Origin of the sequence: Shewanella canadensis (assembly GCF_003966225.1) — a bacterium.
GTDB lineage: Bacteria > Pseudomonadota > Gammaproteobacteria > Enterobacterales > Shewanellaceae > Shewanella > Shewanella canadensis.
Genome location: NZ_RXNU01000022.1, coordinates 1 through 20716, shown reverse-complemented (window position 1 = coordinate 20716; position 20716 = coordinate 1). Strand labels below are relative to the sequence as shown.

Below are 20716 nucleotides of genomic sequence, written 5' to 3'. Positions count from 1 at the left end.
CAGGACCTGAAATTTGTCTCTCAATAAAGTGAAGTTCTCAGTTCGAAAAGCCTTAAAGCCTGTATTCACAATGGTTATCAATAGGTGTAACATGCTTCTGAATTTATTAAATATTTTTGTGTTATGTAGTGCCTGAGTACATGACAGCATAAGAAGAATACAGGCTGGCAGAGGCTTTCACCCTTACCAGCTTAAAAGAAGAGGGAAAAGGGTGATGGGTGTAGAAGGAAGAATGTCAGACAGAGCAAAAAATTTAGAAGATAATGAATTTTTGGATCATTTGAAAAAAATTGAAACTGCAAATGAATATTCATTATTACAGTTTCAAAAATTACAAAGTAGTTTGTCTGAAGTTGAAAGTAATATCGTATCAAAGTTAAATGTTAACAATTCATTGCTTCTTTGTAACGGTCAGCCTCTAAGTGAAATTGGCTATAACGGTGATGGAAAAGAAGATAGGAAGAACAAACGCGTAGAGAATGTGCTTAATAATAGCAATTTTTTTGAAGCTGCATATACCGCTACTAATAATCCATATGTTCTACTATTTTCCAGAGCTCACTATGTAAAAACCATTGAGGTTGTAGTTCAAAGTGGTCATCAAAGTGACCTTACTGGTTTTTATATTCAAGAACCGTCAAAAAAATTACAAACCACTGAGCCTATCATCGATGGGAGGAAGAAAAGTCGAATTGTATATGAAGTGAATAGTCAGATAATTGGATTTTATTTTAATTTACCTATTTCCATCGTGTCGGTTGAAGTTGTCAGCACTACTCCTTCAGATGTTTCTAAAGTGATGGAAAATTTGCTTGAGGTTAAAGCTGAAATGTTCTCTGTAGCTTCTAGCATCAGAGGAGGCATTCAGAATTATTTTAATTTAACGAGAGAAAGAATAAAATCTAAAAGATCTGAGGTCGATCAATTGTCGACACAGATTTCAACATTACAAGAAGAAAAAGGCCGGTTAGACGTATTTATTTCACAGGATAAAGGGATTTTAAAATCTGTTAAGGAAGATATTTCAAGGGAGCGAAAGTCTTTGGATTCAAGCTCTTTAAAACTGCATGAACTTAATGGTGAAGTAAGTGTTTTACTCAAAAAAAATAATGAAGCCATACTTACAAAGAAGAATTTGTATTTAAAGGAAGTTGAGTTAAATAACAGTATTAGCACGATTGAACAACAGATAAAATCTAAGCACTTGGAGTTGGAGAGTGTGCACGAAAAAATATCTAAAGGTACGGCTAAAGCCGACACTTACACTCGTGATTTAAGTGGTCATATGAAAGAAAGCCGTATTCAGCTGGGCTGTTATATGCTGTTAGCTCTTACTCTGATTGGATTCACTAGCTTCATTTTTTGGGAAGTTTACGATAGGGCTTCTTCACTGATAGGTTCATTCAACACTGCACAAGACACGAACATTTGGCAGCTGTTACTCAGCCGCTCACCATTAATCTTAGCAACTACAGTTCTACTGACTGGTTTTCTGGCGTTGTTGTTCTTCACTGTAAACCATATTATTTCACTAAATAAAGACAGAATGAATATGCTTAAAGCATCGATACTTGCAGAGCAAATTTCTGTTTCACTAGCTAATGACTTTGCTCTAACAAGAGCCCAGCGCCTTGAGCAAAGCAAGAAACTTAAAGTAGAGATCATTATGAAGCTGTTTGAAAGCCAGCAGCCAACTTCAAAGTTAGATGCTAAGAACATGTCTATTATGACACAGGCCATCGATACTATTCTTAAGGTTAAGAAACAGACTCAGTAGAATTGAATTTCAGCATAAAGCCACTTTTTTAGGTGTTTTTTTTAATTTCAACTTTGACTACACCACGGTGATGGCAAAGCTGGCTTTATAGAGCTCATGGGTGAGGCACCCTCGCCGATAACGAAGCCCGTTTGATGCTTGAGGAAGTCGGCAGTTGCCACCCTGAGTGGTGAAAGGCCAAGCTCAGTGAGCTTGGCCTTAGGTAGGGCGTTATCTGTTTTTGTGAGCTATTTGCCAACTAGTTAGCGTTAGCGGCTAACTTATCGAAGATGGTGAACATGGTATCGAACATATACAACATCACCATCTGTTGTCCCGAGGGCTGACGATAAGCCCCCGAGATAGAGATGACATTACCATTTTCATGGTCGAACGCAGAGTACTGACCATTCACACCAATCATGGTGGAGATAGTGCGACCGGTTACCGGGTGCGTAGCCGTACGCCACTGGTTCTTATAGAAAGCTGTCGGGAAGATCTTGTATTCGTAAGAGACTTTTGACCAAGCAGCTTTCACACTATCATCACCATTAATCACTGCGTCAACATATGCTTTAGGAAGAACCTGTTCGCCCAGATGATTTTTACCTCCATTGGCCATGAGTAAAGAGCCGATAGCGAAATCACGAGCAGTCATGTTGGCTGAACCGGATGCTGCAGACTCATTTGCTTGGTTAACGTACATTGTCATGTCAGAGGTGAAACCACCCTCAGACCACAAGTACTTTTCGAAGAATTCAGAAAGTGTTAGCCCGGAGCTACGTACAATCGCCAGGCCAAGCATTTCAGTATTCACATCTTTGTACTCATAAACCTCACCGGGTGCATACTTAGGTGCTGTCGTGGTCGCGAAGATTTTCAGATAGTCACTGAATGTATTCAATTGGCCGAGGTTATCGGCTTTAGGTACTAAATGACCATCAACGACATGCAGTCCGTTATAACCCATCACCGATGGCATGTTGCTGTCCCAAGAGCCAGTAGTACCGGCTCCATAGGAACCCCAATGGTAATCGGGACGAGAATCGGGCAGGTCTACCACACCGGCGCTCATATCGGCAAAGTTCTGCAGTGGGATATTTTCCCACTGAGTTCCTTTGACCTCTGGAGCGAACTTTCCGATAGGATCAGACATCTTTAAGAAGCCTTCACGCTCTGCGATGAATATCGCCATCGATGTGAATGATTTATGCGCCGACATGATGTGGTTTTTGGTATTTTTGTCTGTACCGTTCCAGTAATCTTCGGCTATGATTTCGCCTTTCTTGTTCATTACGACATAGTTTTGAATAGAAGCCCTGTCTCGCATCACATCATAGAGGCTGATTTGCTTGCCTGGGATCACGTTGTCCAGCATTATTTTCGATACATCCAATCCACCGATGACTTTTAACTCCATCGCTTTCTCTGGGTTGTTGTGGATTAATGCATAGCGATGATAAAGGTGAGAGTCGGCCATGGTCAGTTGAGTGAGCCTTGCCTCTTCCCAATTCTCGACCCCGGCACCATAGGCATTAAGGTTGGTTTCCATCTGGGCATCGGGCTCATGGTAAGTAACCGTTGCATTAGCCGTAAAGGCAGTGGTGAGCGCGAGTGATAAAGCGATAAGTGATTTTTTCATTGTCTGTATTCCTGATAGATGGTTATAAAGTTGTGCTAATTGCCCTGCTCTATAACCTTCAACAGGCTGCGAATGATGAACCCATCTCGAGTAGTTGTGTTATGCCGGATATTTTCACTTTATTCCTCCCAACAATGATTTGAAGCTTGCTCCACCTGTATCTTTACCGGTATTGCTTATCGATATAGCTAATATCCCAAAACAATTGATACTAAGCATCATTAAGGTGTTTAGTTATTCGTGGCATGCCATAGGCTTTATTCGATTAAACGAATCACAAGGTTAGCTTCGAAGGCATCAATCTTAAGCTCTTGGCAGTGGTCGACCAAGTAACGTTTTGAGTCATGAAAGTGGTAGCTGAAGTATTGGGATAATCGCCTGTCCTCCATCTCATACATCTTGGTCGCCCAGTGATTGAGTACCAGAAGGCTGACATAGGCGCCGAATGCCCTAGGACTAAGCACTGTATCGATATATCTGCTGCTTATTTCGTATCGTGAGCTTGTGCTGGGGAAGATTAAGAAGTTGTAGCCATGATCGACCAGGCTTTGCCAATGCGTATTCGAATTATGGCTGCTGGAATGACTGGCGATCTCGTTAAAGCTGTTGATGAGCCTCAGCGTCATCATGCCCGGTAGCGCATCTTTAAACTTTGAAAACATATCTTTGCTAATGCTCCATATTTAATACCGATTGGTATAAGCCTTAAATATGAAGCCAGAATAGAGGGAGAATTAAAATCAGACATCACTATTGGTCTTAGTGAACTTAGGTGAAAAACTTAAATAAAAAATTTGATGAAGAACTTAAATAAAGGGCGTATAGAAAGGACTTAGAGAAAGAGCAGAGATAAAAAAAGACCCGAGAATCTAATCCTCAGGTCTTTTTTGTTTTATAGCGTGATAGCTATTTTAATGCAACCGGACTGAAGCGTTAGTCAGCCGCATAGCCTGCTTCATCGAGACGAATGTCGTCGAGATAAGCGGCACCATCAGCCATTTTTAGTCGTCCTTGGCTAAACCACTTAACGACCATAGGGTAGATAGCAAGCTCTTGCTGGTTCACGCGCTCAGCCAAGACCTCTGTGGTATCCTCGCCGTAAACGGGCACTTTAGCCTGCAGGATCACGGGACCTGAATCGAGTTCGGGCGTCACAAAGTGTACGCTGGCACCGTGTTCTTTATCACTCGCATCGATGGCACGTTGATGTGTATTGAGTCCGGGGTACTTAGGCAGGAGAGAAGGGTGAATGTTGATCATTTTCCCTTCATAGCTTTGTACAAACTCGTCACTTAAGATGCGCATAAAACCAGCCAAAACAATCAGATCAGGCTGGTACTTCGATATGGCAAGTTTTAAGCGAGCGCCATACTCAACACGAGTTTCGTCTTTATGAGCAATCACACAACTGGTATCAATCTCATTTTGGTGGGCGCGGATAAGACCGTAAGCATCAGATTTGTTGCTGATAACGCCAACGACATCGGCTTCAAGGTTATCATCACACCCATCGATAATGGCTTGTAGATTACTACCATTACCAGAGATTAATACTAATACGCGACAGCTTTTGGACATTACAGGATCTCCACTTGCTCTTCATCACCATTGCGCTTGGCAATGTCACCGATTAGCCAGGCTTTTTCACCTTCGGCATTGAGCAGCGTTAGTGCAGCATCAACTTTGTCACTAGGTAAGGCAACAACCATACCTACGCCACAGTTGAATGTGCGGTACATTTCAAATTCAGCAATGTTACCGTTTTCCATTAACCAATTGAAAACGGTAGGCCACTGCCATGAGTCGCCTTTTACTACGGCTTTACAATCTTCTGGAAGCACACGTGGGATATTTTCCCAGAATCCGCCGCCAGTAATATGGGCCATTGCATGAACATCTGTTTGTTCGAGTAGCTTGAGTAGCGACTTAACATAGATTTTTGTGGGTTCAAGCAGGTGGTCAATAAGTGGTTTACCCTCAAGATTTAGTTGAGGATCGGCTTCGCTTACTTCGAGTACTTTACGAATGAGTGAGAAGCCATTTGAGTGAGGTCCGCTCGATGCTAAGGCGATGAGTGAATCACCAGCTACAACCTTCGTGCCATCGATAATGTCTGCTTTTTCGACGACGCCAACACAGAAGCCTGCTAAGTCGTAGTCATCGCCTTCATACATACCTGGCATTTCAGCTGTTTCACCACCGATTAATGCACAGCCAGATTGTACACAACCCTCAGCAATGCCTTTCACGACAGCGGTGGCCGCTTCAACGTCTAGTTTGCCTGTGGCATAGTAGTCGAGGAAGAAGAGTGGCTCAGCACCTGACACGATTAAATCGTTAGAGCACATAGCAACAAGGTCAATACCTACGGTGTCATGCTTCTTATGGTCAATGGCTAATCTGAGTTTAGTGCCGACACCATCGGTACCAGAAACAAGAACCGGGTGTTTGTACTTAGTTGGTAACTCACAAAGAGCACCAAATCCACCTAGGTTGCCCATAACTTCTGGACGGTGGGTACGTTTCACTGCAGTTTTAATATTATCAACAAGTGCATTACCGGCGTCGATATCAACACCTGCATCTTTATAGCTCAGCTGGGTAGGAGTGCTCACGAAGATCCTCTCGGGTACAGTAGGTACAGTATAGTTATTGGATTTTATGCGGCGCTATTCTAACAGTTTGTGACAGGCCTCGAAAGCGAAGTTTTTCATATATAGAACAGACATTGGTCACGATTTATCGTGTTTTTGAAACTTTATGTTTTCCATTTTGAACAAATCATCTAAAATCGTATGAATTTGCTTGTTATACACGTCAAAAATCAGGAGAAGAAGATGAAAGTTGTTGAGGTTAAGCATCCTTTAGTGCGTCATAAAATTGGACTAATGCGTGCGGGAGATATCAGCACTAAACGTTTCCGTGAGTTAGCCGCTGAGGTCGGAAGTTTATTGACCTACGAAGCAACAGCTGATTTTGCGACAGAAACTGTGACAATTGAAGGTTGGAACGGTCCTGTTGAGATTGAGCAAATAAAGGGCAAGAAAGTCACTGTAGTTCCCATTCTTCGTGCAGGTCTTGGCATGATGGATGGTGTTCTTGAAAACATTCCAAGTGCACGTATCTCAGTGGTTGGTATGTACCGTGATGAAGAAACGCTCGAGCCTGTGCCATATTTCGAGAAGCTTGCCAGTGATATGCCTTCACGTATCGCTTTGGTTGTCGATCCTATGCTGGCAACCGGTGGTTCTATGATTTCAACTATCGATCTTCTAAAAGATCGTGGTTGTACAGAAATTAAGGCACTCGTCTTGGTTGCTGCTCCGGAAGGTGTTGAAGCACTTAGAAAAGCACACCCGGATGTAGAGCTTTATACCGCTTCTATCGACCGTTGTTTGAACGAGCAGGGATATATTCTTCCTGGTCTTGGTGATGCGGGCGATAAGATTTTCGGAACTAAATAAAGATATTATCGAGACTCTGTTTTAATGCTTTGGTTTTAGTACTCTGGTTTTGAAATTCTGTTTCGTTAAACAAAAAGGAGCCAATTGGCTCCTTTTTTATTTTTCATTTTTGCTAGAACCTAGAACCTAGAACCTAGAACCTAGAACCTAGAACCTAGAACCTAGAACCTAGAACCTAGAACCTAGAACCTAGAACCTAGAACCTAGAACCTAGAACCTAGAACCTAGAACCTTAACTTAAAGCACCATAGCCGCAATCCAACCAAATACCAACAGAGGAATGTTGTAGTGGATGAATGTTGGGATCACACTGTCTCTGATGTGGTCGTGCTGTCCATCGGCATTTAAGCCGGCGGTTGGCCCTAAGGTCGAATCTGATGCCGGTGAGCCCGCATCTCCCAGCGCTGCAGCAGTGCCGACTAATGCGATGGTTGCCGTTACCGAGAAGCCGAAACTCATGGCTAACGGGACATAGATGGTGGCAATAATGGGAATCGTCGAAAATGATGAACCAATTCCCATGGTGATAAGCAGACCAACCAACAGCATGAGGAACGCGGCGAGCGCTTTATTATCACCAATAATGTCACTCAAAGAGCTGACTAAACTGCTCACATCGCCGGTTTCCTTTACCACAGCGGCAAAGCCCGCGGCAGAGATCATGATAAAGCCGATATTGGCCATCATTCTCACGCCTTGATTGAAGACATCCTGATCGGCGACGTGCTTAAGAGCACCGGAGAAACTAAAGATGATAAAACCAATTAAGGCACCAAAAATCATCGATCCGGTGATCAGTTGTACTGCGAGTGTAGAGACTATCGCTACGGCGGCAATGGCGATATTGCGGCTATTGACCCCCTCTTCGGGCTCGGCGGCTAAAATTAACTCCTCTTTATACTCACGTGGCTTACGGTATGTGATAAATACCGCTATCAATAAACCTGTGATCATTCCAAGTGCCGGGATCAACATTGCTGTCGGGATCTGCTCTCGCACCGCATGAAGGTTATTGCTGTTAAGGTTAGCCAACAAAATATCATTCAGGAAGATACCACCAAAGCCGACGGGTAAGATCATATAGGTGGTCACTAAGCCGAAGGTGAGTACACAGGCCACCAATCTACGGTCAAGTTGTAGCTTTGACATGACATGAAGTAGGGGCGGGATCAAGATAGGAATAAATGCGATATGAATAGGAAGCAGGTTTTGCGAAGAAACTGCCATTGCGAGTATGGACAATAATAGCGTCCAACGTACCCGATTCATATTGGTCGAGTTGTGATTTTTCCCAAGTGTCGAAATGACCTTTTTAGAGATCAGTGTCGTGAGTCCTGAGTGAGATAGTGCAACGGCAAAGGCACCGAGAAGGGCATAGCTTAATGCTATTTGCGCTCCGCCTCCTAAGCCTGTGTTGAATGCATCTACGGTTTGTTGAAGATCCATGCCTCCAACAAGACCTGCAACAAGCGCACTTATGGTGAGTGCTATGACGACATTTACCCTGGCTAAACTAAGACCCAGCATTAGGCAAACAGCGATGACAACTGCGTTCATATCAATAAATTCTTTATTACCGTTAGATTAAGCGCCATTTTTGCCTGCCCGGGCAGGCTTGTCCAGTATAGAGAGGATTTATCTGACAAAAGTTCGGTTATGTTAAGTCTGTGTGGAAAATAGTGAGGCGAACTGTGAATAACATCAATAGGCGTAAGGTCATTAAGGCGAGTTATTATACGCCAAGATGAATAATCATTTAAAAAAGGTGATATTGATCCCAAATAGCTTGTGCCTGTCTAAACACTGCCTATAATGCCATAAGATATAAACGAAAAACGTTTTTTCAATCCATAGATGGAGATATAAAATGAGCGTATTAGTAGGCCGTCCGGCACCTGACTTCACTGCCGCAGCTGTACTTGGTAATGGCGAAATCGTAGATAGCTTTAACCTTAGCGAAGCGATTAAAGGCAAGCCAACGGTAGTTTTTTTCTACCCACTTGATTTCACTTTCGTTTGTCCATCTGAACTGATTGCATTCGATCACCGTATTGAAGAGTTCAAGAAACGTGGTGTAGAAGTGATTGGTGTCTCTATCGATTCTCAGTTCACTCATAATGCATGGCGTAACACTCCAGTTGCTGAAGGCGGGATCGGTCCTGTTCAGTACACACTGGTTGCTGACGTTAAGCATGAGATCTGTAAAGCCTATGATGTTGAGCATCCTGAAGCGGGTGTTGCTTTCCGTGGCTCTTTCCTTATCGACAAAGAAGGCCAGGTTCGTCACCAGGTCGTTAACGATCTTCCATTAGGTCGTAACGTTGATGAGATGCTGCGTATGATCGATGCACTTCAATTCCATGAAGAGCACGGTGATGTATGCCCAGCGGGTTGGGAGAAGGGTGATAAAGGTATGGACGCAAGCCCTGAAGGCGTAGCATCTTACCTGACTGACAATGCTGACGCTCTATAATTTCTTGATATTTATCGAGTAATAATTATGGGAAGGTCTTAGCCTTTTCGGACAGTTTTTATTAAGCCAGTTGTTTTTAGCAACTGGCTTTTTTTATCTCTTTTTTTGTTTAATTCCTGACCCATATAAATGCCAAAGCCCCGGTTAATATTGGGCGGCTTAGCTTGATCAAATCCACTGTGGAGCTTATTCTTTCTATAGCGAAGGAGGTTTTTATGGCCATTGCAATCACACTTAATGAGTACCTCGATAAAGAGCATGTACATTTCGAACATGTGGAGCATCGTCGCACCCAAACATCACTCGATTCGTCTCGTTCTGCCCATCTACCCGCAGCTAGGGTGAGTAAAGCTGTGGTGTTACAAGATGATGATGGAGAGTACTTGATGGCTTCATTGCCTGCTAATAAGCGGGTGTCACTAGCCGAGGTTGACAACCTTATGGGTAAAAATTATCACTTAGTCAGTGAGCGCAAGCTGAAGGATCTGTTTCCTGATTGTGTTAAAGGCGCGATACCGGCGATTGGGCGTGCTTATCAAATGCCAATGCTGGTAGATGACAGCTTGTTAACCGCTGAACCTGTCTATATTGAGTCTGGCGATCATGAGAATTTGCTAAAACTGAATGCTTCGGAATATGCAAAACTCGTCGCTAAAGCGCCTCATGGGAATATTCAGGGGGCTAATATGGGGGCACCACGCTTGTGGGAAAGGTCGAGTCGAGATAGGTGGATATGAGTTGGATAGTAAAAAGCCAGTGGATTCACTGGCTTTTTTTGTGCGCATCATTCGTGTATGGCACTAATATGCTATTACAGTAAGTTCGTTACGCTTCATTTTCAGTTTCGAGTGTCGACTCATCGGGCGTGGCTAATGGCCAACCGCCTAATGCCTTCCAACGGTTAACGATTAAGCAAAAAAGTTCTGCGGTGCGTTCGGTATCATACAAGGCCGAATGGGCTTCATTATTATCGAAGGGAATGCCGGCAATTGAACAGGCTTTTGCAAGGACCGTATGCCCGATGGCTAATCCCGCCAGAGTGGCAGTATCGAAGGTGGCAAAAGGATGGAAAGGTGTTCTTTTCAGTCCGTTACGTTCGACAGCTTTTGAAACAAAGCCATGATCGAATGCCGCATTATGCGCTACGATTATACTGCGGTGACAGCCAGCGGCTTTTTGTGCTTTCTTAACTTCTTTAAAGATCTCTAAGAATGCTTCTTTTTCGCTGACAGCACCACGAAGCGGGTTAGTTGGATCGATACCGGTAAAAGCGAGTGCTTCGGGTTCAAGGTTTGCCCCCTCAAAAGGTTCGATATGGTAGTGCAGAGTCTTGTCTAAACCGAGTACACCTTCATCATCCATTTTTAGCATGGTGACGGCGATTTCAAGCAACGCATCTGTTTGGGCATTGAACCCGGCTGTCTCAACATCGATGACAACGGGAAAATAGCCTCGAAAACGGTGATTTAATTTATTGGCGTCGCAAATTTCGCTCATTAAAATGTCCAAATAGTTAGCAGGCCGCTATTATGCTGCAACTGGGTATTGCTGTCATGTTCGAATGTTCATATTATGAGCTAAAGGTATAGATAAATGTGCCGATAGCTTTAAGTAATAGAATTAATAAGAGTGCTGTGTATGTGGCTTAGAGTATTGTTGGCGTTGACACTGTGTATGCCTTTTTTTGCTAATGCAGAGTTGCGTCATTATGTTGCCTCTCTCGATCAATCCCAATGGAAGCTCAGCGACAATACCCCAATTATATGCCGTCTTGAGCATGATATTCCCTCCTATGGCAAAGCGGTATTTACAAGCACAGCAGGCAAAAACCATAATCTGAATTTCAGTTTAGATATGTGGGTTAAACCAGATCAAGTGACTCAGGCTAAGTTAATGAGCTTGGCTCCCGCGTGGCGCCCCGGAATTCTCTCTAAAGAGATAACCGAGCTCAGTTATCAGAAGTATTTTAGTGGGGAAGTACCAAGAAATGCGGCCTGGTCTATGTTAGCCGAGTTGGAGAGAGGGATGCAGCCCACCTTCTATTATGCAGACTGGTATAACCGAGCAAATAAAATTGCGGTTGGGTTATCGGCCGTGAACTTCAACCGAAAATATGGTGAATTTAAATCTTGCTTAGCGGGTTTGTTGCCGTACAGTTTTGATGATATTGCGTTTACCGTTTTGACCTATGAGTTTGGTGGTGCGGAGTTGACTCGCTACGCCAAGGCGCAGATTGCTAAAATTCAAGAGTACCTAGCCTACGATCCTGAGGTTGAATTGGTATTGATCGATGCTTACACCGATAGTTACGGTGGCCGCTCAATTAACCAAAAAGTATCCGAGGAGAGAGCGGATTCTGTAAAGAACTTCTTCCTGTCGGCGGGGATCACACAAGAGAGAATTCATACCGTCGGTCATGGTGAACGCCATCATGTGGCATCAAACGATACAATCGATGAACGCTCCAGAAACAGGCGAGTCGTTATTAGAATTAGTAAACCTCTGTAGATTCGCTTTGCGAGAACTCCTTAGATATTCATATCTAAACAGAGAAGCAACAGACTATGCCCAACCTTAGTGTTGGGCTTTTTTATACACGTATGCTTAGGTTTAAAAGTTTGGAAAGCAAAGCAAGAATTTTGGATAAAAAAAAGCCCACTTAATAAATTAAATGGGCTGCAAAATGTGCATTGCAATCAACAAATTGAAGGAAGGAAGTCAAGCATAAGAACCAGGGATAAAATTCACGTGTAAACACGGGAATTAAGAGTTCTTGTTTTCAAATCTGCCAAGCAGACACTTCCAGAAAACGAGGTGAATTATAGGGTTCGTCCTCTAAAGTAACAAACTAGAAAAATTGCATTCTAGCATTAGTTTTTCTTATGTAGGCAAGTGTGATCCAGGTCGGTAAATTCAATTGTACAGCTGGTTTGCGGGTGTTTAAGCAAAATTTATGCATAATTTGACGGTTCAAATAAATAATCTATGTTACAGATTTATTAATCCGGGTTTAGTAACTAGGGTTTCCTTAAAAATTTTCTTTCATTGCCATCATTTTTTTTGCTTGTATAGTACTTCGTTAATTGAGGTTTTCCCTCCAATAATAACAATATCTAAAATTCAAATAATATCTGCATCAGGATGGCAATGATGGTATTTAAATCAATACTTAAAAAACAGCACCTTTTAATGGCTGGGGTCGGCATCGCGTTAATGGGTTGTCAGGCTACAACGACTGAGAAGCAAGTTTCAGCTCCTCAAATTCCCTCGCCGGCAAGCACGATAGAGACAATACACGGTGTACAGGTTGCGGATCCGTATCGTTACCTCGAAGTAGAGTCTGAGGAAACGACAAGCTGGGTAAAAGCGCAACAGGCTGACGGGCATGCCTATCTGGCAAGAATTGAAAACAAACAAGCCATTGTCGACCGTATTACCGAGCTTTGGAATTATGAAAAAGTGTCTGCGCCTTTCGAGCACGGTGATAATACTTTTTACTACCGAAATGATGGTCTGCAGGCTCAATCTGTTCTGTTTGTAAAGGGAGCGGATGGCAAAGAGAAAGTACTTCTCGATCCGAATACGCTTTCTACTGACGGTACGGTTGCCTTATCTGGGGTGTCTGTCAGCGGTGATGGTAATACCTTAGCTTATGGTGTTTCAAATTCAGGTTCAGATTGGCAGCAATGGCAATTTGTCGATATTGCCAGCGGTGCTAAGTTAAATGATGAGCTTAAGTGGATTAAGTTCTCGGGTGCCGAGTGGAGTAAGGATAACGGTGGCGTTTATTACGCACGATACGATGCTCCAGCCGGCGGTAACTTACTTGCCGATGTGAATTTCAATCAAAAAGTGTACTTTCATAAAATCGGTACCGATCAGAGTCAGGATAAGCTGGTCTATGAGCGCCCACAAAATAAAGATTGGGGCTTTGGAATCGAAGTGTCTGAAGCGGGTGACTACTTGTTGCTATCCATCTCTCAGGGAACGGATAGCCGTAACCGCTTTTTCTATAAGAGTCTGGAGAAGGACGCTGATGTCGTTGAGCTGATCATCGACCTTGAAGCTGAATACAGCTTCCTGGGAAATGACAGATCGACGTTTTACTTCAAGACAGATCTCGATGCGCCGAACGGTAAAGTCATTGCGATAGACGTGAATAAGAGTGATAAGGCTAATTGGCACACGATAATTCCTGAGTCTACCGATCCCATAAGCAATATTGCAATTATTAACGATCACTTGGTTGTTAGTTATCTGCACGACGTACTCGGCAAGCTCTCTATCTTCAGTTTGAGCGGTGATAAGAGACAAGATGTGACTCTTCCCGGAAAAGGTAAAGTTGCCGGTCCCTATGGGAAGCGTAGCAAAGACTATTTCTATTATGTCTTTAATAGTTATGTTCAACCCAAAACGACTTACCGTTTTGACTTTAAGACGGGAAGCTCAACCTTATTTACCGAGCCTAAAGTGTCATTTAACCCCGATGATTATATTTCGGAGCAGGTTTTTTATGACAGTAAAGATGGTACTCGCGTGCCTATGATGATCTCGTATAAGAAGGGGTTGAAGAAAACCGGAGACAATCCTACTTTACTTTATGCCTATGGTGGCTTTGCTATCTCATTAACACCTAGATTTAGCCCTGCTAATATAGCATGGATGGATCTTGGTGGTGTGTATGCGGTGCCGAATTTAAGAGGCGGCGCCGAATATGGAGAGAGCTGGCATCAAGCTGGAATGCTGGATAAGAAACAGAATGTGTTTGATGACTATTATGCTGCAGCTGAGTACTTAGTCGATCAAAATTACACGAACAAGAGTAAGTTAGGAGCTTATGGCCGTAGCAACGGTGGCTTGTTGATGGGAGCGACGCTAACGCAGCGTCCGGAACTGTTTGCAGCAGTCCTTCCGGCAGTTGGCGTACTTGATATGTTACGTTTCCATAAGTTCACCATAGGTTGGGCTTGGACCAGTGAATATGGTAGTGCGGATGTGGCTGAGCAATTTCCAGCCCTTATGGCGTATTCTCCTTACCATAATGTTAGCGAGAGAGCCTACCCTGCGACTATGGTAATGACTGCGGACCATGATGACAGGGTTGTACCTCTTCACAGCTTTAAGTTTGGCGCTATGGTACAAGCCAAGCAAAAAGGCGATGCCCCAATCATCATGCGCATAGAGTCGAAAGCCGGACACGGTGCGGGTAAACCAACAGCCATGAAGATTGATGAATTTGCCGATATTTATAGTTTTCTTTTTGATAGCTTTGGTCTGAAAATACCGGCAAAAATTATCCAATAATCACTAAAAAGTGAAATGAGTTAAAAAGAGGAGCAATGGCTCCTCTTTTTTATGAACAAAAATTTACGAAGATAGTGATCCCAGCCTGATGAGAAGCATTCACAATTTCATTTGGGCTAGGTATAGTAGCCCTCTGTTTTAAATCATTGATTGGCATTTATACTCATGTTTCGCTGGCCTATTTCAGTCTATTACGAAGATACCGATGCTGGTGGTGTTGTTTATCACTCAAATTATCTTAATTTTTTTGAACGAGCCAGAACCGAATGGTTGAAAGATATGGGAGTGAAACAGACCGCTCTGTTAGCGGAAGATATTGCGTTTGTTGTCAAGAAGGCCGAATTGGATTTTTGTAAACCTGCGAAGTTCGAACAGGACCTTATTGTAGAAACTGTTGTCACAAAGATGAAGAAAGCGTCGTTGATGTTTAATCAACGATTAGTCGATAAGCAAGGCGTTTTATATTGTGAAGGTAACATCTTAGTTGCTTGTATCACTTTATCTCTTATGAGACCTCGTGCCATTCCCCAAAATATTGCTCAGGAGTTTACCGGTGGAAGCTGATATTTCGTTTATTGGATTATTTTTACAAGCCAGTTTGTTGGTCAAGTTTGTGATGTTAACCTTACTGAGTTTGTCAGTGATCTCATGGGCTGTGATTATTCAGCGCCGCCGCCTGTTAACCGCGGCGAAGCAAAGCTCCATTAAATTTGAAGATAAATTTTGGTCCGGAGTGGATCTTAACAAGCTTTATAAAGAGATTTCCGCTCGACAAGATGGTAATGAAGGGCTGGAAGCCCTGTTTCATACCGGATTTAAGGAATATGCCAGATTAAATAAGTTAAGTGGCAAGGTTCCTGCGGCGGTGATGGATGGTAGTTATCGAGCGATGAGGGTATCTCTGTCAAGAGAGATGGAAAAGCTTGAAACTCACCTTCCTTTGCTAGCGACCATAGGTTCAACGAGTCCATATATCGGTTTGTTTGGAACTGTATGGGGGATCATGAACTCCTTTATTGCGCTCGGAGCAGTCGAAAATGCGACGCTTGCCATGGTCGCACCAGGTATTGCTGAGGCATTGATTGCAACGGCGATGGGTTTATTTGCCGCCATTCCTGCCGTTATTGCTTATAACCGCTTTACCACTCAGGTCGATAGTATTGAGATGTCTTACGCAAACTTCATGGAGGAGTTTTCAAGTATTTTACACCGCCAAGCGTACAGCGAAAAGGATGAAGGCTAATGCAGCAGGGCTATCAGCGAAAGCGCCGACGTCCGGTGGCTGAGATTAATGTGGTGCCATACATCGACGTGATGCTGGTCTTGTTGATTATTTTTATGGTGACAGCTCCCATCGTGACTCAGGGGGTTAAAGTCGATCTTCCTAAAGCCTCTTCAGAGGCTTTACCCGCAGACAGTAAACCGCCTGTAGTGGCTTCAATCGATGCTGATGGGGATTATTTCCTGGATGTAGGGAGCTCAAGTGATCGACAAACACTCGATTTAGAAGAGATCGCAATCAGAGTTGGGGCCATTATTCAACTAGAGCCGGAGCGCCCGGTTGTGGTCAAAGCCGATAGAACCATCGCTTATGAGAAGGTCATTCAACTCATGGTGACGCTACAAGGTGCAGGTGTGCCTTCGGTCGGATTGATGACAGATTCACCTGAGGAGTAGTCGTGACAGATAAAGCAAATTTTACGTTACCTCTGGTGATTTCAGCTGGCATTCATATTGGCGTGTTAGTTATTCTCGCATTGGGTGTCGATTTTTCTGAACCACCAAAACCTCAGCCTCAGGCGAGTGCGCCTGCGGTACAAGCCGTTATAGTGGATCAGAAAAAAGTGGCTCAGCATGTCGAGAGACTTAAAGCCGAAAAAAGGGAAGTGGCCCGTAAAGAGAAAGCCAGACAAGACGAACTAGAGCTTAAGGCTAAGAAAGCTCGTCAGGCGCGAGAGCGTGAACAGGCTCAAATTAAAAAGCTTGAGAAACAGCGTAAGCAAAAAGAGATAGAAACGAAAAATGCAGCAGCGGCTGCAAAGGCAGCTCAATTAAAAGAGAAGCAAGCCAAGGATAAAGCACAAAAAGCTGAAGCTGACCGAAAACAGAAAGAGAAAGAACGTCAAGCCTCTGAAGTGGCAGCAAAAAAAGCCGCTGATAAGCGTAAGCAGGAAGAGGCAGCGGCGAAAAAAGCATCCGATGAGCGTAAGCGTAAAGAGGAGGCTGAACGTAAACGTAAGGCTGATGCCGAGCGTAAGCGCAAAGCTGAGGAGCTAGCTCGTCAACAGCAAGAGCAGATGATGCAAGATGCCTTAGCCGCGGAGCAGGCTGCACTGTCTCAGACGCGGAATAGGCAAGTGATGAGTGAAGTTCAGCGTTATACCAGCATGATCAGAGCGACGATTCAGCGAAACCTTGTAGTTGATGAGTCGATGCGAGGTAAGAGCTGTCTTATTTTCATTCGTTTAGCTAATGATGGATTTGTCACCGCCAATAAAATATTGTCGGGCGACCCAGTTGTATGCAGAGCGACTAAAACGGCGATAAACAAAGCCGGGCGCTTGCCTGTGTCGAGTGAGCCAGATGTTTATAACAAATTAAAAGAGATTAATTTAACTGTTCAACCTGAATTTAACTAAAAGGCGTGATATGAAGACTTTGGGAAAATGGCTCGTCTTAGGGCTGGTTATATTAAGCTCACCTGTAAGAGCTGCACTGGATATCGTGATCACCGAAGGTATCGATGCGGCAAGGCCTATCGCAGTGGTTCCTTTTGTCTGGCAAGGGCAGGGACCCGCACCGCAGCAGATCTCTGATGTTGTTATGTCTGATCTGACTCGAAGTGGTACCTTTAAAACCTTGGATGAGCTGAGTTTACCGCAACGAAACATCAGCGCTATTTCTCAGTTTCAAGCTAAAGATTGGGCAAGCGTTGGCGCCGAAGCTGTGGTCATGGGGGCGATTAAGCCTTATGGCGAAGATAAATATTTGGTGAGCTTCGACCTGGTCGATCTTGTCAAAGCTCAAATGCAATCAGGAACGGGGCCTCAGGCAAAACAGGAATTCTTGATTGATAGTCGTGAAACCGTTATTTCATCTGCTCAGTTCAGACAATATGGTCACCGTATTAGTGATATTATCTACGAAAAACTAACGGGTATCCGTGGTGCCTTTTTAACTCGTATCGCTTATGTTGTCGTTAAGCATGGTGAGAAGTCACCGTACCAGTTGATGATTTCAGATTACGACGGGCATAATGAACAGATGCTGTTACGTTCTCCGGAGCCCTTGATGTCTCCTTCATGGTCACCCGATGGACGGAAGCTTGCTTATGTGAGTTTCGAAAACAAAAAAGCGGAAATTTTTGTACAAGATATTTATACGCAATCTCGAAGTAAAATTACCAGCTTTGACGGAATTAATGGCGCTCCCGTTTTTTCTCCTGATGGAAAAAAACTAGCTTTGACTCTGTCTAAAGATGGCCAGCCAGAGATCTATATCATCGATATCAGTACTAAAGCACTTAAGCGTGTCACAAATCATTATGCTATCGATACAGAAGCGTCTTGGTTTCCTGATGGCAAATCTTTGATCTTCACCTCGGAGCGCGGCGGTCGCCCTCAAATTTACAAAGTGACACTGGCCTCAGGTAAGGTACAAAGAATGACATTTGAAGGGGAGTGGAACTTAGGCGGTTCAATTTTACCCGATGGTCGAAGCATGATCTTTGTGAACAGAACAAATGGTAAATATAATATTGCCAGAATGGATCTGGAAACACGCTTTATGCAGGTACTGACATCGACACGTCTCGATGAATCACCTAGTGTAGCACCAAATGGAACGATGGTGATTTACGGAACAACCTATCAAGGTAAGCAAGTTTTAGCAGCGGTTTCAACGGATGGACGATTTAAAGCCCGACTGCCAACGGGTCAAGGGGAAGTTAAATCACCTTCTTGGTCACCTTTTCTCTAATATATTAACGATAAAGAATAATAAGGATTAAAAATGGATCTCAATAAGCTGTTTAAAGCGATGCTGGTTGCTCTTCCTATCATGGCCATCAGCGCTTGTAGTTCAACTTCTGAGTCTGAAACCGATGCGACAAGTTCAACTTCAGGTTCTGGAAGCGAACTATCAACGGGTAGTGGTGTAGAAACCGGTGGTGTTGCGCCAATACTAACGCCAGAAGAACAGCAACGTTTGAAGTACCAAGAGTTGCGTAAAGAACATGTCATCTATTTCGATTTCGATCGTAGTTCTGTTTCTATGCAATTTGCTGAAGTATTACAGGCTCATGGTAACTACCTGGTTGAACATCCAAATGTCCGCTTAATGATTGAGGGACATGCCGACGAGCGTGGTACTCCAGAGTACAATATCGCGCTTGGCGAAAGACGTGCTAAAGCTGTGGCAAAGTACCTTCAAGGTATGGGCGTACTGCCAAGTCAGATGAGTATCGTGAGTTACGGTGAAGAAAAGCCACTCGATATGTCTCGTACAGACGATGGTTTTGCTATAAACCGTAGAGCTGTCTTAGTTTATTAATTTAGTTGTTAAGGTTTTTATGAAAAGTGCCGTATTAACTACGGCAATTCTTCTCAGTATAGGTGTGGCAATTGCTGCACCCGCTCCGGTTGCTGATGTAACCGGCGGTTCAAACGATGAAAGAATTGCGCGTTTAGAAAGGATCTTAAAGGCGAAGCAGCAATCAGAGTTTCAGACGCAGCAGCGCTTGGATGTGTTGCAGCAAGAGGTGCTTGACCTACGTGGTCTGAATGAGCAACAAAGCTATCAAATTGAACAGATGTTGCAGCGTCAACGTCAGCTCTATGATGACATTGCCAATCTATCAGCTAAGCCTGCGCAGCTCCCGGCAGCCACTTTACCTCCTGGGGTCAACTCTTCTGCTTCATCAACGTTAGGTGAAACAGCAAGCTATGAGCATGCTGTTAACTTGGTGCTTAAGCAAAGAAAGTATGATGAAGCCATTCCGGCTTTTAGTGGTTTCATCAAAAACTACCCAAATTCAACGTATGCGGCTAACGCGAATTACTGGTTAGGGCAGCTTTTATATAACAAAGGGGAGTTTGTCACGGCTAAGAAAGCGTTTGAAACTGTAGTTAATCAATTTGCTGAGTCTAATAAGCGCGGAGACAGCTTGGTTAAGCTAGGAATGATCGCTGAGAAGACAGGAAATATCTCTTCGGCTAAAGTTTATTACCAGAAAGTCGTCAAAGAGTACGCAAATAGTGCCGCGGCACGTATTGCGAAGCAACAGTTGGCTGCTCTTTAATCTGAATTTATTCAAGAAACATACTCTTAGTCTGTTTTTCATGCAAACAACAAAAAATGCAAAATTTGCACTTGCAAGAGAAGATGAAAAAGGTATTATAGGCGCCCTTAGAGCGGCAGAGTCGCTTGAGGGTCTACGGATTAAGAAGTTTTAACTGTAGATTCAGTTCTTCGGAACTCGATGGGTCGTTAGCTCAGTTGGTAGAGCAGTTGGCTTTTAACCAATTGGTCGAAGGTTCGAATCCTTCACGACCCACCACTTCTTTGAAAGTGTACGATACTCAGGTTTGAGTCATAAGTCGTTAAATTCAAAGCGCAATACCAAGTAAGGGCCGTTAGCTCAGTTGGTAGAGCAGTTGGCTTTTAACCAATTGGTCGAAGGTTCGAATCCTTCACGGCCCACCACTTCCTTTAGGTGGCTAAATATAAAGAAAGGTTGGAAAGATAATAGCTCAGTTGATGCTTTGTAATAAGAGCGCAGTTGGCTTTACTCTTAACTACCACATTGGTCGAAGGTTCGAATCCTTCACGGCCCACCACTTCTTTGAAAGTGAATAGCTTAAGTCATGCTTTCGTTATTAAATTCAAAACCACTCTTCTGAAAGTGGACTCATTCATTAAAGTGAATGAGCAAATTCAGGATGATTTACCGGAAGGGCCGTTAGCTCAGTTGGTAGAGCAGTTGGCTTTTAACCAATTGGTCGAAGGTTCGAATCCTTCACGGCCCACCACTTTTTCTGAGGTGGTTCTACTTTTATAGTAGATGAATTCAGAAATGT

General features: G+C 43.6%; 19 protein-coding genes and 4 tRNA genes. 17 read left to right on the top strand and 6 right to left on the bottom strand.

The genetic code is table 11. From position 1 onward, the window contains the following. Positions 1-214 precede the first annotated feature (214 nt). Positions 215-1777, top strand: coding sequence for a hypothetical protein (locus EKG38_RS23365; RefSeq protein WP_126523302.1), 1563 nt, complete (start codon positions 215-217; stop codon positions 1775-1777). Between the two features lie 238 nt (positions 1778-2015). Here the strand turns inward: EKG38_RS23365 and EKG38_RS23360 are convergent, their stop codons facing one another. The 4 genes from EKG38_RS23360 to purM form a co-directional block, all read right to left on the bottom strand. Then, entirely contained in the window at positions 2016-3398 is a 1383-nt protein-coding gene (locus tag EKG38_RS23360) for a serine hydrolase domain-containing protein (RefSeq protein ID WP_126523301.1), read from the bottom strand. Between the two features lie 257 nt (positions 3399-3655). After that, complete coding sequence (locus EKG38_RS23355; RefSeq protein WP_126523300.1) at positions 3656-4060, bottom strand: hypothetical protein; 405 nt, start codon at positions 4058-4060, stop codon at positions 3656-3658. A gap of 271 nt (positions 4061-4331) precedes the next feature. Continuing rightward, positions 4332-4976, bottom strand: a complete 645-nt coding sequence (gene purN / locus EKG38_RS23350) for a phosphoribosylglycinamide formyltransferase (protein ID WP_126523299.1) — start codon at positions 4974-4976, stop codon at positions 4332-4334. Further along, complete coding sequence (gene purM, locus EKG38_RS23345) at positions 4976-6013, bottom strand: phosphoribosylformylglycinamidine cyclo-ligase (protein ID WP_126523298.1); 1038 nt, start codon at positions 6011-6013, stop codon at positions 4976-4978. Before purM ends, purN begins: the two co-directional genes overlap by 1 nt. 222 nt (positions 6014-6235) lie before the next feature. Between purM and upp the strand changes: the two genes are divergently transcribed. Beyond that, positions 6236-6862 carry a uracil phosphoribosyltransferase gene (gene upp, locus EKG38_RS23340; protein WP_126523297.1) on the top strand — a complete coding sequence of 209 codons (627 nt, stop codon included), beginning with the start codon at positions 6236-6238 and terminating at the stop codon, positions 6860-6862. A 237-nt stretch (positions 6863-7099) separates the two neighbouring features. On the opposite strand, the gene EKG38_RS23335 is transcribed toward upp, so the two are convergent. Further along, positions 7100-8419: a Na+/H+ antiporter family protein gene (locus tag EKG38_RS23335; RefSeq protein WP_126523296.1), complete on the bottom strand. Its 1320-nt coding sequence runs from the start codon at positions 8417-8419 to the stop codon at positions 7100-7102. A 310-nt stretch (positions 8420-8729) separates the two neighbouring features. On the opposite strand from EKG38_RS23335, the gene EKG38_RS23330 reads away from it, so the two are divergent. Both EKG38_RS23330 and EKG38_RS23325 read left to right on the top strand, forming a co-directional pair. Then, positions 8730-9335, top strand: a complete 606-nt coding sequence (locus EKG38_RS23330; protein ID WP_126523295.1) for a peroxiredoxin C — start codon at positions 8730-8732, stop codon at positions 9333-9335. Positions 9336-9550: 215 nt separating this feature from the next. After that, a complete protein-coding gene (locus tag EKG38_RS23325; RefSeq protein ID WP_126523294.1) occupies positions 9551-10072 on the top strand; it encodes an aminoacyl-tRNA deacylase in 522 nt (173 codons plus the stop codon). Between the two features lie 88 nt (positions 10073-10160). Here EKG38_RS23325 and rnt read toward each other — a convergent pair whose 3' ends face one another. Next, positions 10161-10832, bottom strand: a complete 672-nt coding sequence (gene rnt / locus EKG38_RS23320; protein ID WP_126523293.1) for a ribonuclease T — start codon at positions 10830-10832, stop codon at positions 10161-10163. Between the two features lie 141 nt (positions 10833-10973). Here rnt and EKG38_RS23315 point away from each other — a divergent pair, with 141 nt between their 5' ends. The 13 genes from EKG38_RS23315 (at position 10974) to EKG38_RS23260 (ending at position 20668) form a co-directional block, all read left to right on the top strand. After that, positions 10974-11843: a flagellar protein MotY gene (locus EKG38_RS23315; RefSeq protein WP_126523292.1), complete on the top strand. Its 870-nt coding sequence runs from the start codon at positions 10974-10976 to the stop codon at positions 11841-11843. Positions 11844-12485: 642 nt separating this feature from the next. Beyond that, positions 12486-14639 (top strand): prolyl oligopeptidase family serine peptidase, encoded by a 2154-nt coding sequence (locus tag EKG38_RS23310; protein ID WP_126523325.1) that lies wholly within the window; start codon positions 12486-12488, stop codon positions 14637-14639. A gap of 165 nt (positions 14640-14804) precedes the next feature. Beyond that, positions 14805-15203 carry a tol-pal system-associated acyl-CoA thioesterase gene (gene ybgC / locus EKG38_RS23305; protein ID WP_126523291.1) on the top strand — a complete coding sequence of 133 codons (399 nt, stop codon included), beginning with the start codon at positions 14805-14807 and terminating at the stop codon, positions 15201-15203. After that, positions 15193-15882, top strand: a complete 690-nt coding sequence (gene tolQ, locus EKG38_RS23300; RefSeq protein WP_126523290.1) for a protein TolQ — start codon at positions 15193-15195, stop codon at positions 15880-15882. Before ybgC ends, tolQ begins: the two co-directional genes overlap by 11 nt. Beyond that, entirely contained in the window at positions 15882-16316 is a 435-nt protein-coding gene (gene tolR / locus EKG38_RS23295; RefSeq protein ID WP_126523289.1) for a protein TolR, read from the top strand. Before tolQ ends, tolR begins: the two co-directional genes overlap by 1 nt. Before the next feature lie 2 nt (positions 16317-16318). Next, positions 16319-17278 carry a cell envelope integrity protein TolA gene (tolA, locus tag EKG38_RS23290; protein WP_126523288.1) on the top strand — a complete coding sequence of 320 codons (960 nt, stop codon included), beginning with the start codon at positions 16319-16321 and terminating at the stop codon, positions 17276-17278. 10 nt (positions 17279-17288) lie between these two features. Further along, positions 17289-18617, top strand: coding sequence for a Tol-Pal system beta propeller repeat protein TolB (gene tolB, locus EKG38_RS23285; protein WP_126523287.1), 1329 nt, complete (start codon positions 17289-17291; stop codon positions 18615-18617). A 33-nt stretch (positions 18618-18650) separates the two neighbouring features. After that, the gene (gene pal, locus EKG38_RS23280; RefSeq protein ID WP_012142205.1) at positions 18651-19190 is read left to right on the top strand and encodes a peptidoglycan-associated lipoprotein Pal; all 540 of its coding nucleotides are present in this window, start codon (positions 18651-18653) and stop codon (positions 19188-19190) included. A 19-nt stretch (positions 19191-19209) separates the two neighbouring features. Continuing rightward, positions 19210-19938 (top strand): tol-pal system protein YbgF, encoded by a 729-nt coding sequence (gene ybgF / locus EKG38_RS23275; protein WP_126523286.1) that lies wholly within the window; start codon positions 19210-19212, stop codon positions 19936-19938. Between the two features lie 182 nt (positions 19939-20120). Beyond that, positions 20121-20196: transfer RNA gene (locus tag EKG38_RS23270), tRNA-Lys, on the top strand. A 70-nt stretch (positions 20197-20266) separates the two neighbouring features. Beyond that, positions 20267-20342 (top strand) — tRNA-Lys (locus EKG38_RS23265). 44 nt (positions 20343-20386) lie between these two features. Continuing rightward, positions 20387-20476 (top strand) — tRNA-OTHER (locus tag EKG38_RS25035). A 116-nt stretch (positions 20477-20592) separates the two neighbouring features. Then, positions 20593-20668: transfer RNA gene (locus EKG38_RS23260), tRNA-Lys, on the top strand. Positions 20669-20716: the final 48 nt, after the last annotated feature.